The sequence below is a fragment of the Pseudomonas sp. KK4 genome (genome assembly GCF_001984065.1).
Classification (GTDB): Bacteria; Pseudomonadota; Gammaproteobacteria; order Pseudomonadales; family Pseudomonadaceae; genus Aquipseudomonas.
In genome coordinates, this window is the sequence record NZ_LYVP01000004.1 from 143,660 (window position 1) to 155,840 (window position 12,181).

Genomic DNA, 12,181 nt, shown 5'->3' on the forward strand with positions numbered 1-12,181 from the left:
CACTCAGTTGGCAACCGGCGTACGCAAGGTCACGAACTCTTCAGCCGACGTCGGGTGCACGCCGATGGTTTCATCGAACAGGCGCTTGGTGGCGCCCGCTTTCAGCGCGATCGCCAGCCCCTGGATGATGTCACCGGCATCGGGGCCGACCATGTGCGCGCCCAGCACCCGATCGGTCTGGGCATCCACCACCAGCTTCATCAGCGTCTGTTCCGACGACTCGGTGAGGGTCAGTTTCATCGGCTTGAAGCGGCTCTCGAAGATCAGCACTTTGTGACCCTGTTCCAGCGCCTGCTCCTCTGTCAGCCCGACGGTGCCGATGTTCGGCTGGCTGAAGACCGCGGTGGGAATGTGGCGGTAATCCACCGGGCGATAGTCTGCGGGTTTGAACAGGCGACGAGCCACTGCCATGCCTTCGGCCGTGGCGACCGGGGTCAATTGCACCCGACCGATCACATCACCCAACGCCAGGATCGAAGGCTCGCGGGTTTCGAAGTTGTCATTGACGTCGATGTAGCCCTTGTCATTGAGTGCGACGCGGGTGTTCTCCAGCCCCAGGTTGTCGAGCATCGGCCGGCGGCCGGTGGCGTAGAAAATGCTGTCGGCTTCCAGTTGGCGACCATCGTTGAGCGTGGCCAACAGAGTGCCGTCCGCCAGTTTGTCGATCCGCACGATATCGGTGTTGAACTGCAGTTGCAGGCCGCGTTTGGTCAGCTCCTGCACCAAGTGTGCGCGGACCGATTTATCAAACCCGCGCAGGAACAGATCGCCGCGATACAAAAGGCGGGTGTCAGCGCCAAGGCCGTTGAAGATCCCGGCAAATTCCACGGCGATGTAACCGCCACCGACCACCAGTACCCGCTTGGGCAACTGCTTGAGAAAGAACGCCTCGTTCGAGGTGATGGCATGCTCGCGCCCCGGGATGTCCGGAATCTGTGGCCAACCGCCCGTGGCAATCAGGATGCGTTCGGCACTGAAGACCTGACCATTGATTTCGACGTGATGGGCATCGGTCAGCCGGGCGTGACCTTCGAGCAGGGTCACGCCGCTGTTGACCAGCAATGTGCGGTAGATACCGTTGAGTCGCTCGATCTCGCGGTTCTTGTTGTCGATCAGGGTTTCCCAGTCGAACTGCGCCTTGCCGGCCGTCCAGCCGAAACCCTCGGCCTGCTCGAAGTCATCGGCAAAATGCGAGCCGTAGACCAACAGTTTCTTCGGCACGCAACCGACGTTGACGCAGGTGCCTCCCAGGTAGCGGCTCTCGGCAACGGCGACTTTCGCACCGAAGCCTGCGGCAAACCGCGCGGCGCGCACACCGCCGGAACCGGCACCAATGACGAATAAATCAAAATCGTAGGTCATTTCAATTCTCTGCACGACGGCACTGCACAGGTGCTGTCGAATGTCGTTAAAGGGGTGAAAAACGCAGCTTCAATGCACGCAAAAGTGCGACGCCCGATTTAAAGGCCGAAGGCTTTTGCGGATAAACCTCACAAGGGCGCGTGGCAGCAACCGCAATGGACTCGCTGGCCAGCGCACCCATCAGTTGCGGCAGCAGGAAGCTGCCTTCGAATTCGCTGTGGGCCATGGCTGGAGTGTCCAACCGCAGGCTGGCGGCGCAGGAATGAGTGAAATCAATCATGTGGGGACTCCCAGGGGTGGACACGGCATCGGCCCGCAATGGGTCAATGTCTGCTGGGTCCAGTCTCGCCATCCACGGACATTTAGAGAATAAGCAGGGTTGTCATGACTTAATTGTGCTGGGTGAAACAATCGCTCTGCGCCGATCGGACGAGCGTCATGACCCGCGGGTTCATTGGCCAACGGATGGTCTACATTGAATGGGCTTGCCCGGGTGTACGCCATCTCGTATGCCGACAAGCGTGTCAGATGTGTTGCAGACTCGGAGCCGCTGGTATCGCCACACAGCGTGCAATCCGGGGTCCCGATAATGTCCCTCCCGGTTGGAGCAATCGTCATGAGCCTCACTCTTTATGGTTTTGATGGCAGCCCTTACGTACGCACGGTCAAAATGCTGCTCAAGGAGAAAGGTGCGTCGTTCAATCAGCTTCAGGTCAACGTGATGAAAGGTGAACCGCATCAGCCGGAGCATCTGGCACGCAATGCTTTCGGCAAGGTGCCCGTGATCGAGCATGACGGGTTCAGGGTGATCGAAACCGCCGCGATCATGAGTTACCTGGACGAGGTGCTCCCAGGACCTTCGCTGACGCCGAAAACCGCCAGGGACCGTGCCAGGAGTCATATGGCCCAAGCCATCTACGATTCCTATGGCTACGGATCAATGGCCCAGGTCTTCGGCTATTACCTGTTCCCGGACTTCATCGGCGGGCAAAACGACGCCTCGCGCCTGCAGGGCATCGAGAAGTCGAAACTGGTGCTCAGCGAGGTGATGAAAATCAAGGGCGGCGACCCCTTCATTGCCGGACAGGCCCTGAGTATCGGCGACCTGTACCTGGCCCCGGCGTGCGCCTACCTGTCGATGACCCCGGACGCCGAGCAAGTGTTCGCCGTCAACGGCTTTGCCGATTGGTGGAGCCGGATGCAGCAACTGCCCAGCTTCCAGAGCACGCCACCGCAATAGCGGCATACGGATAGGCTGGATACGCAGTTGCAGATTTCTCCCAAACGTTTTTACACAGCGTCGATCGAGGCTGTGTAAGAACGTTTTCGGGCGGCATGGTGCAAAGGGTGTGTTCAGCCCGTGCTGCAACCACCACCCTCGACCAGGTAGGTCGCAATGTGCCGCGCACCCTTGGAGTCTTCGTACACCATCTCGGCTTGCACAACCCCGCAGGCCTGGCTGGTGTCGGAAATGCTGATGGTTTTTGCCACATCGAATGGAACGCCGGTGCGTGCAGTTTGAGCGTCGTTGGCGGCGAACGCGCCGCCAGCGGCGACGGTCAGGAACAGCGCAATCAAGGTTTTCATGGTTTTCTCCAAGGCATATCGAGCGAAGACCCCCAGGGGACAGGTTGTCTGTACTGTCGGGGTAGCCAGGTGTGTGGTGCCTGGTGTGTGAAGCAATCTTGTACCGATTGATTGATAGCGTCCAAGATCGATATACAATGCTGCGCATAAGCAATGCCTATAGAGGAGGCGCCTTATGCTGCTGCGTCATTTACGCTATCTGCTGGCCGTCGCCGATAACGGCGGCTTCACCCGCGCCGCCGAGGCGCTTCATGTCTCCCAGCCGACCCTGTCGCAACAGATCCGGCAACTGGAAGAAACCCTGGGGGTGGTGCTGTTCGACCGGACCTCGCGCACGGTCAAGCCGACCGATGCGGGGCAGGCCTATATCGAATGTGCGCGTCGCGTGCTGGTGGAACTGGCGGCGGGCAAGCGCGCGTTGCACGATGTGAAGGACTTGTCTCGCGGCACCCTGCGCCTGGCCATGACACCGACCTTCATGGCGTACCTGGTCGGGCCGTTGATGCGTGACTACATGGCCCTCTACCCGAACATCCACCTGGAAATCTTCGAGCTGTCGATGGATGACATCGAAACCGGTCTGGCGGATGATTCGCTGGATATCGCCATTGCGTTCGATGATGTGCGAAACGCCGACATCGAAACGATTTCGGCCTTTACCGAAACCCTGGGGCTGATGGTGGGGCGCGATCACCCGCTGTACGACTGCAATACACCGGTGTCGGCCGAACAGGTGGCGCAACTGCAGTTCGCATTGCTGACGCCGGACTTCGCCACCCGCACCTGCATCGATGAATATTTCGCCCGAACGCAGATCACGCCCAAGGTGGTGATCGAGGTCAACTCGGTGAACACCTTGCTGGAAGTCATCCGGCACACGGCGGTCGCCACCATTCTTCCGGAGCCCATCGCCACGCAGGACCGCGCCCTGCGCAAAATCGCCTTGCTGGATAAGGGGCCGCAACGGGGCGCTTCGTTGTTGCGACGCAAGAACAACTATCACAGCGCGGCGTCCGTCGCGTTCATGGAGCTGATGTTGGGCACCCAGCCGAGTCAGGCACACCACTGATCATTACGCTGGGTGAAATGCTGGATTGTAATTGCTGGTCATTCCGCAGTTTCGGAGGGGAGGGGAAGATGACCCCATCGACGCGATGACCGGGTCGAACTCAAAAACCAACGGAGTACGTCATGTCCCAGCAACCGATCAAACTTTATCGCCACCCTTTGTCCGGCCACTCTCATCGGGTTGAACTGATGCTGTCCCTGCTCGGCCTGCCGACAGAACTGGTCTTTGTCGACTTGATGAAGGGCGCTCACAAAACCCCTGAGTTCCTGGCGATCAACAGTTTCGGACAAGTGCCGGTGATCGATGACAACGGTACTGTGCTGGCAGACTCCAACGCCATTCTGGTTTACCTGGCCGCCAAATACGGCAAGGGCCAGTGGCTGCCGACCTATCCGATCGAGCAGGCCAACGTTCAGCGCTGGCTGTCGGTGGCCGCCGGTCAAATCAACTCGGGCCCGGCCACTGCACGACTGATTACCGTGTTTGGCGCCGGTTACGACGCCGAAGAGGCGATCAAACGTTCCCATGCCCTGCTCAAGGTCATGGAAGAGGAATTGGGCCAGAGCAAATTCCTCGCCGGTGACAAGCCGACCGTCGCCGATGTTGCCGCCTACACTTACGTGGCTCACGCACCGGAAGGCAATGTCGCGCTGACTGACTACCCACATGTTCGTGCCTGGCTCGGCAGCATCGAAGCACTGCCCAACTTCGTTGGCATGCAACGTACCGCCAAGGGTTTGCAGCAGGCTTGACCTGATCCACAAGGAGCTTGCCGGGACAATCATTCCGGCAAGCTCCTTTTTTTGTTTGTCCCGCCGATTTCCTGTTCGCTTGCCGTCGCTGCAGCCAGCCCGACAGCGCGTGCGAAATTCGCTGCAGCCGACGATACTGGCAAACAGGTCTGCCTGCGCGTCGCGGCCAGATACCTCGCTGTCCTCTCATCAAGGGTCGCTTATGGATCGTTTTCAGGAAATGCAGATATTCATGGCCGTTGCCGAGGAAGAAGGCTTTGCCGCCGCCGCCCGCCGTTTGAATATTTCCCCCCCCAGCGTGACCCGTGCCATCGCCGCGATGGAAGAACGTATCGGTACACAACTGCTTTCCCGAACCACCCGCAGCCTGCATCTGACTGAGGCTGGGCAACGCTATCTGGAGGATTGTCGGCGCATCCTCAGTGAAATCGACGAAGCGGAGGAGGCCGCCGCCGGCAGTTACTCGATCCCCTGCGGCCATCTGACCGTGACCGCGTCGGTGCTGTTTGGCGAGTTGTACATCGCGCCGCTTCTGGCCGACTACGTCGACCAGTTTCCCTCCGTGCATCTGAACGCCTTGCTGGTCGACCGTGTGGTGAACATGGCGGACGAGGGCATCGACGTGGCCATCCGCATTGGCCATTTGCATGAGAGCAACCAGCACGCCATCAAGGTCGGCGAAGTCCGCCAGGTGATCTGCGGCACCCCCGAGTATTTCGAGCGCAATGGCAGGCCACGCCATCCCGGTGAGCTGAGTAGTGCCAAGATCGTCATGTCGTCGGCCAGTCATCTGCTGAGCGATTGGCAATTCGTCAATGACGGCAACCCCTTGAGTTTTCGCTTTGAACCGCGCCTGGTGGTCACCGCCAATCAGGCGGCAATCAATATCGCCAGCCTGGGTTGGGGCATCACTCGGGTGTTGTCCTATCAGGTCGCCAGTCAGGTCGCCGCGGGTGAACTGGAGGTGGTGCTGGAGGATTTCGAGCCGCCGGCGCTGCCCATCCAGGTGGTGTACCTCAAAAGCACTCGAGTGCCGGCAAAGGTGCGCACCTTCGTGGACTTTCTCGCGGATCGACTGGGCAAGGATTCGGCGCTCCAGGCTGTGGTGAAGGGTTCTGCCTGATGGATCGCTACCATGAAATGCTGATGTTCGAAGCGCTGTCGGAGCATCCCAGCCTGGCGGCTGCGGCCCGTCGCCTGGATGTGTCCGGGCCTACGGTGATGCGCGCCATCGCACGGCTGGAGGCGCGGCTGGGCGTGCCGTTGCTGCTGCGCAGCACCCGAGGGGTGTCGCTGACCGAAGCCGGCGCCGGGTTCATGGCCGATTGTTCGCGCATTCTCAGGGCCGTCGAGGACGCCGAGGCGTCGGCCAAGGGCTCGCACGTGCAGGCCCAGGGCAATCTCACGGTGCTGATGCCGTTGCTGTTCAGCCGCTATGTCATGGCCTCGATGCTGACGGACTACATGAACCTGTATCCGGAGGTAAAAGTCTTTGCGCAATACCATGATCGTTTCCCGAACATGCATGAAGAGGGCATTGACGTGGCGGTGCTGGTGGGCAATCTGCCCAGTTCGTCATTGATTGCCCGGCATGTGGGCCATGTGCGCTCGATGGTGTGCAGCAGCCCAGCGTATCTGGCCGCTCATGGCGAGCCCGGTGTACCGCAAGATCTGGCCAATCATCGACTGGTCGCCACCCATGCCTATCGGGACCGGGTGCAGTGGGACTTTCATCAGGACGGTGAGTTGAATCACATCAAGGCGAAAACTCGGATCAGTTGCGCGACGGTGCAGGCCGCCATCGACGCGACCGCCCATGGCGCCGGCATTACCCGTTGCCTGAGTTATCCGCTGTACGAGTACCTGAACAGCGGGCGATTGCGACGTGTGCTGCAGCCCTACGAGCTACCGGCGCTGCCGGTGCACGTGGTGTACCGCGAAGGTCGCAGGGCCTCGATGCGGGTACGCAGCTTCGTCGACCACATCGTCGAAGGCCTGCGCGAACATCCGGCCATGCAGCCGGATGCCCTTTGAATCATTACGATCACGATACCGCCGAACAACACAAAAACCTGTGGGAGCGGGCTTGCTCGCGAAGGCGTCAGGTCATCCGATATGGATGTTGAATGTGCTGACCTCTTCGCGAGCAAGCCCGCTCCCACAGTGGATATCACCTCGGTTTGTCACTTGGCAGTAGCAGCGGTCTCGATCAGGCTGGCAACCACCTTCGGATTGGACACCATCACCACATGGGACGCGCCCTTGACCACCACGGTCTTCTTGGCGTGTGCCCGCTCAGCCATGAACACCTGGGCCTGCGCCGGGATGTTCTTGTCCTTGTCGCCGTAGACGAAATACGACGGAACGGTTTTCCACGCGGGCTCGCTCGAGGCTTCATTGAGCGCCGCGACGGTCACCGGGCGCTGGGTCGCGGCCATCAATGTTGCGTCCGCATTCGACACGTCCGCAGCGAACTGGTCATGGAACTTGTCCTGCTGGATGTACAGGTCCTTGCCACCATCGGCCAGTTCAACCGGTGGCGCCAGGATGCTGTGTCTCGCATGTGTCTGACTGACCCGTCCAGCGCATGGAAATGCGTCTGAAATCCCCTGAGCTACAAACGGATACACGCCGCTCGGGCATTTCAGTGGGCGAAACAGTGGATTGTATTTCGTGGTCGTTCCCCACACCGCGGTTAAAGCGGAGCATGGGCCCACACACTCTTCCAAGCCTTGAAACGGAGGCTCATACCCGATGAAACGCGTGCTCATGTTACTGGCCAACGGCGTCGAACCACTGGAAATGGCCGCTTTTACCGACGTGCTCGGTTGGGCCAACCTGTTGGGTGATCACCCTGTGGAACTGGTCAACGCCGGCCTTCGCCGCAACATCCTGACCACCTTCGGCCTCAGCCTCAATCCGAGTTTTCTGTTGAGCGATCTGGACCTGAACAGCTTCGACGCCCTGGCATTGCCGGGTGGTTTCGAGCCGTCGGGTTTTTACGAAGAAGCCTTGAGCGAACCGTTCCTGGCGACCATCCGTCACTTCGTCGCGGCCGGTAAACCGGTGGCCAGCGTTTGCGTGTCTTCGGTGTGCCTGGGCGTGGCCGGTGTGCTGCGCGACAGGAACGCCACCACCTATCACCAGGAGGGCGGCAAGCGGAAAAACCAACTCGTGGAAACCGGTGCTCGCTTCGTCGATCGGCCAGTGGTTGTCGATGGCCAGATCATCACGTCCAGCGGCCCGGGCACTGCGACTGAAGTGGCCTTCGTACTGCTCGAGAAAATCACCCACGCCGAAAATGCAGCGTTCGTGCGCAAGAAAATGCGCTTCGCCACCCCCGACCGTGACTGGTACGAGACGCCGCAAGTGCCTGCATAACCCGGCAACAAGCTGCTTTTTCTCGATTTCTGCTGACCTCTTCCAAAGGATGTACCCATGTTCAATCTTTCCAACGCTGTGGATTACTACTACTGGCCGACACCCAATGGACAGAAAGTCGCCATTTTTCTCGAGGAATTGGAGCGCCCCTACGTCGCGCATCCGATCAACATCAGCAAGGGCGAGCAGTTTTCCACCGAGTTCACGCGCATTTCGCCCAATCAACGCATCCCGGCGATCGTTGATCGAGAGACCGGTGTCGCGGTTTTCGAATCGGGGGCGATCCTGTTGTACCTGGCGCAGCGCCGCGGGCAATTTATCCCGTCCGATACCCATGGCGCGGCTGAAGTCATGCAATGGCTGTTCTGGCAGGCGGCGAACCTGGGGCCGATATTGGGCCAGGCGGTGTTCTTCCTCAATTACGCCTCCGAGCATGTGCCACTGGCCGTGGCGCGGTTCAGTAAAGAGACCGAGCGTTTGTACGGCGTGCTGGAGCAACAGCTCAGTGAACGACCTTACGTCGCCGGCGAGTACTCCATTGCCGATATGGCGATCTATCCTTGGGTGCTGCAACACGACAAGCAGGGCATGACGCTCGATGCTTATCCCAACGTAGCGGCCTGGCTGGCGAAAATCAGCCGGCGTCCGGCAGTGATTCGTGCCTACGCCAAGGGGGAGCAAATTCGGCCGTCGGCTCAGACCGATCAGGACAGAAAAAAGCTGTATGGGCTCCCATAGGCCTGTCGCCACTCGTCAACACTGCGTTGCGGCCGGCGAGAGAAGGCACCTGTTTACGAATGCGTAGAGGTGATCATGAGTCAGTCGGACGCGCCAGGTGCTTCGCCCTGGCATGCCGGTGAGCGGCAATTGCAGCAAAGCGTCGGCGTCGCCGATCAGATGGAAGTGTTCGGGCGCAAAGTCGTACGGGACTACATGCCCGATCAACATCGATTGTTCTACGAACAGCTGCCTTACCTGGTGGTGGGCGCGGTCGATGAACAGGGCATGCCTTGGGCCACGTTGATCGAAGGCCCGCCGGGTTTCATCCATTCCCCCGATCCGCGTGTGCTGCAACTCGAGCGCCTGCCCGCCGAAGGCGATCCGGTCCGGGCGGCGCTGAAACCGGGGGCAGCGGTGGGGCTGTTGGGCATCGACCTGAAGACCCGAAGGCGCAATCGCATGAACGGCAACATCAGCACCGCCTCCTCAGGCGGTTGTGCCGTTTCTGTGGTGCACGCTTTCGGCAACTGCCCGCAGTACATCCAGTTGCGCGGCGTTGAACCGGTCAGCCTGGGCCACGCCTCAGCCAGCGTCCCGGCTGAACGTCTCAATGAACTGGATGAAGATGCGAAGGCGACCATCAACAAGGCCGACACCTTTTTTCTTGCCAGCTACGTGGACCTCGACGGCGACCCGTCCCGACGCTCGGTGGACGTCTCGCACCGGGGCGGCAACTCGGGCTTCGTCAGGATCGAAGGCAATGTGCTGACGATCCCCGATTTCGCCGGCAACCTGCACTTCAACACCTTGGGCAATTTCCTGCTCAACCCGCGCGCAGGGCTGGTGTTCATCGATTTTGAAACGGGCGACATGCTGCAGGTCGCCGGGCATACCCAGCTCATTCTTGATGGACCGCAGATTGCCGCATTCCAGGGGGCCGAACGGCTCTGGACCCTGACCGTGGAGCAGGTGGTGCGGCGTCGCGCCGTGCTGGCCCTGCGCTGGCGGTTCGAAGGCTTTTCACCCAACAGCCTGCTGACCGGCAGTTGGGAACAGGCCGAGGGCCGGTTGCAGGCCGATGCCTTGCGCGATCAATGGCGGCCGCTGCGGGTCACGCGGATCGTCGACGAGAGCAGCACCATCCGCTCCTTTTACTTTGAACCGGCCGACGGCGCAGGCATGCCGCGTTTCGAGGCCGGGCAACACCTGCCGGTGCGCTTTTGCCTGGCCGAAGGGCAGACACCGCTGGTCAGGACCTACAGCCTGTCGAGCGCACCGTCGGACAGTTTTTTCCGCATCAGCGTCAAGCGTGAGGGTTTGATTTCGTCTCATCTGCACGACCGCGTTCAGGTCGGGGATCTGGTTGAGGCCCGCGCCCCGCAAGGACGCTTCACCGTGCAGGCCGATGAGTATCGGCCCTTGGTGCTGCTGGCCGCGGGCGTGGGCGTGACGCCGCTGCTGTCGATGCTGCGTGAAGTGATTTATGAAGGCGAACGTATCCGTCGCACGCGGCCCACCTGGTTCATTCAAAGTGCGCGCAGCCTGGCGGAGCTCGGCTTTCGCGATGAGTTGTATGAGCTGGCGACCCGTGCCAAGGACAAGATCCGTGCGCTGCGCCTGCTCAGTCAGCCGGAGGAGCACGCTCGTGAAGGCGAGGATTTCGAGGTGGCGGGGCGCGTCGACATTGCGCTGCTCAAGGCCTTGTTGCCCTTGGACGATTACGACTTTTACCTGTGCGGCCCCGGTGCCTTTACCCAGGCGCTGTATGACGGCCTGCGTGAATTGCGCATCGGCGATGATCGCATCCACGCCGAGACGTTCGGACCTTCGACCCTGATTCGCCAACGGGATCAAGTGACGCCGGCGGTCGAACAAATACCGGCGGCCAGCAGCCCGGTCAAAGTACTGTTCTCGGCGTCGGCCAAGGAAGCGCGTTGGGAGCCGGGGGGCGGGAGTCTACTGGAGCTGGCCGAAAGCCGTGGCCTGAACCCGGACTTCAGTTGCCGGGGCGGTTCGTGCGGTACCTGCCGGACCCGATTGGTCAGCGGGCAAGTGCACTATCTGAATCTGCCAGCCGAGATGCCGGCCGAAGGGGAGGTACTGATCTGCTGTGCGGTGCCGGCGCAAGCCAAGGAGGGCGAGGCCCCCCTGGTGCTGGATGTGTGAAGCGAGTGCCATCGGCCACCCATGATCAGGCGACAGCTTGTGCAGGGCGGGCATGCACGGCCACGGTGTTCGGATGCTTGACCAACGACTTGAAGGTCTTGTTGTCGGCATCCAGGGCATCGATCGAACCGCTGCCGATGTCGTAGACCCAGCCATGCAGATTGACCAGGCCTTTTTCCTGGGCCAGGCGCACGCTCGGGTGGGTCTGGATGTTGGCCAGTTGGGCGATGACGTTTTCACGCACCATCGAACTGACTTTGGCGGCTTCACTGGCGTGAGGGCGCGCTTCGTTGATGACTTTCGCCGACTCGGCGTGTTGCAACCAGCCAGCGACGGCAGGCAGGTGATCCATGCAGGTGCACTTGGCCACGGCCGTCATGGCGCCGCAATCGGAGTGGCCGCAGATCACGATATCGGTCACGCCCAGTACCGCGACGGCGTATTCGACAGTCGCCGACACGCCACCGGAATGCGGGCTGTAGGACGGCACGATGTTGCCGGCGTTACGGATCACGAACAGCTCACCGGGTTCTTGCTGGGTCAGCAGTTCCGGCACCACGCGGCTGTCGGAGCAGGTGATGAACAATGTGCCTGGGTTCTGCGTGGTGGACAGGTGTTTGAACAGGTCAGTGCGTTGCGGAAATGCTTCTTTCTGGAACTTCAGGAAACCTTCGATGAGCGCTTTCATGATGCTTACCTCTTATTGAATGTTGAAAGAGTGACAATCAGTTGGTGCAGCCGCTGCCGATCACGCTGTATTCCAGGACATGGGTTTCACCGTGAGAATCGCGGTAAGTCATTTGCACCGGCGTCGGGCCGCAGACATCCGCGGTCGGTGTAATGTGAATGACCTTGGCGATGTCCAGGTGCATGCCGTACGCATAGGGAACGGCCTCGGGTGCGACCTGGGCTTGCTGTGCGTAGGCAGAAAGCGATGCCGTCAGGGACAGGGCGAGAAACAGAAATTTTTTCATGATGAATCCTCCATTCAAATGTGGTGATTGATCGAAAGGGTTAAGAAATTTTTTTCAAGCAGGCCCGCAAGGCTGCGGGCCGATTTACTGGAGCGGTTGCATCCTTAGAAAGGACGCAGCGGCAGGAACTTGCCGTCGAGGGTGATCACCGCACGGTGGCCGCCTTCTGG

Annotated in this window: 13 protein-coding genes and 2 pseudogenes; 8 read left to right on the top strand and 7 right to left on the bottom strand. The window is 60.4% G+C overall.

Features of this window, described 5'->3' with window-relative positions:
- Window positions 1-3: 3 nt before the first annotated feature.
- Window positions 4-1,362: a glutathione-disulfide reductase gene (gorA, locus tag B0W55_RS02965; RefSeq protein WP_077044536.1), complete on the bottom strand. Its 1,359-nt coding sequence runs from the start codon at window positions 1,360-1,362 to the stop codon at window positions 4-6.
- Window positions 1,363-1,408: 46 nt separating this feature from the next.
- Window positions 1,409-1,642, bottom strand: coding sequence for a hypothetical protein (locus B0W55_RS02970; protein WP_077044537.1), 234 nt, complete (start codon window positions 1,640-1,642; stop codon window positions 1,409-1,411).
- 336 nt (window positions 1,643-1,978) lie between these two features.
- Between B0W55_RS02970 and B0W55_RS02975 the strand changes: the two genes are divergently transcribed.
- On the top strand, window positions 1,979-2,602 hold the full coding sequence (locus B0W55_RS02975; protein ID WP_077044538.1) for a glutathione S-transferase family protein: 624 nt from the start codon (window positions 1,979-1,981) through the stop codon (window positions 2,600-2,602).
- Window positions 2,603-2,715: 113 nt separating this feature from the next.
- Here the strand turns inward: B0W55_RS02975 and B0W55_RS02980 are convergent, their stop codons facing one another.
- Window positions 2,716-2,949 carry a DUF2790 domain-containing protein gene (locus B0W55_RS02980; protein WP_077044539.1) on the bottom strand — a complete coding sequence of 78 codons (234 nt, stop codon included), beginning with the start codon at window positions 2,947-2,949 and terminating at the stop codon, window positions 2,716-2,718.
- A gap of 175 nt (window positions 2,950-3,124) precedes the next feature.
- Between B0W55_RS02980 and cynR the strand changes: the two genes are divergently transcribed.
- The 4 genes from cynR to B0W55_RS03000 all read left to right on the top strand — a co-directional run bounded on the left by cynR (window position 3,125) and on the right by B0W55_RS03000 (window position 6,804).
- Window positions 3,125-4,018: a transcriptional regulator CynR gene (cynR, locus tag B0W55_RS02985; RefSeq protein ID WP_077044540.1), complete on the top strand. Its 894-nt coding sequence runs from the start codon at window positions 3,125-3,127 to the stop codon at window positions 4,016-4,018.
- Window positions 4,019-4,140: 122 nt separating this feature from the next.
- Window positions 4,141-4,770 carry a glutathione S-transferase family protein gene (locus B0W55_RS02990; RefSeq protein ID WP_077044541.1) on the top strand — a complete coding sequence of 210 codons (630 nt, stop codon included), beginning with the start codon at window positions 4,141-4,143 and terminating at the stop codon, window positions 4,768-4,770.
- A 202-nt stretch (window positions 4,771-4,972) separates the two neighbouring features.
- The gene (locus B0W55_RS02995) at window positions 4,973-5,893 is read left to right on the top strand and encodes a LysR family transcriptional regulator (RefSeq protein WP_077044542.1); all 921 of its coding nucleotides are present in this window, start codon (window positions 4,973-4,975) and stop codon (window positions 5,891-5,893) included.
- Window positions 5,893-6,804: a LysR family transcriptional regulator gene (locus B0W55_RS03000; RefSeq protein ID WP_077044543.1), complete on the top strand. Its 912-nt coding sequence runs from the start codon at window positions 5,893-5,895 to the stop codon at window positions 6,802-6,804. The genes B0W55_RS02995 and B0W55_RS03000 overlap by 1 nt, the downstream gene beginning before the upstream one ends.
- Window positions 6,805-6,953: 149 nt before the next feature.
- Here B0W55_RS03000 and B0W55_RS03005 read toward each other — a convergent pair.
- A pseudogene (locus B0W55_RS03005) lies at window positions 6,954-7,316 on the bottom strand (alpha/beta fold hydrolase); the annotation flags it as partial.
- A 208-nt stretch (window positions 7,317-7,524) separates the two neighbouring features.
- Here B0W55_RS03005 and B0W55_RS03010 point away from each other — a divergent pair.
- From B0W55_RS03010 to B0W55_RS03020, 3 genes are all read left to right on the top strand, one after another.
- Window positions 7,525-8,151 (top strand): DJ-1/PfpI family protein, encoded by a 627-nt coding sequence (locus B0W55_RS03010; RefSeq protein WP_077044544.1) that lies wholly within the window; start codon window positions 7,525-7,527, stop codon window positions 8,149-8,151.
- Between the two features lie 57 nt (window positions 8,152-8,208).
- Window positions 8,209-8,889 (top strand): glutathione S-transferase family protein, encoded by a 681-nt coding sequence (locus B0W55_RS03015; protein ID WP_077044545.1) that lies wholly within the window; start codon window positions 8,209-8,211, stop codon window positions 8,887-8,889.
- Window positions 8,890-8,964: 75 nt separating this feature from the next.
- The gene (locus B0W55_RS03020) at window positions 8,965-11,037 is read left to right on the top strand and encodes a pyridoxamine 5'-phosphate oxidase family protein (protein WP_077044546.1); all 2,073 of its coding nucleotides are present in this window, start codon (window positions 8,965-8,967) and stop codon (window positions 11,035-11,037) included.
- 25 nt (window positions 11,038-11,062) lie between these two features.
- On the opposite strand, the gene B0W55_RS03025 is transcribed toward B0W55_RS03020, so the two are convergent.
- The 3 genes and pseudogenes from B0W55_RS03025 to B0W55_RS29720 all read right to left on the bottom strand — a co-directional run.
- Window positions 11,063-11,725: a carbonic anhydrase gene (locus B0W55_RS03025; RefSeq protein ID WP_077044547.1), complete on the bottom strand. Its 663-nt coding sequence runs from the start codon at window positions 11,723-11,725 to the stop codon at window positions 11,063-11,065.
- Between the two features lie 37 nt (window positions 11,726-11,762).
- Window positions 11,763-12,011, bottom strand: a complete 249-nt coding sequence (locus B0W55_RS03030) for a DUF2790 domain-containing protein (RefSeq protein ID WP_077044548.1) — start codon at window positions 12,009-12,011, stop codon at window positions 11,763-11,765.
- A gap of 104 nt (window positions 12,012-12,115) precedes the next feature.
- A pseudogene (locus B0W55_RS29720) lies at window positions 12,116-12,181 on the bottom strand (cyanate hydratase); the annotation flags it as partial.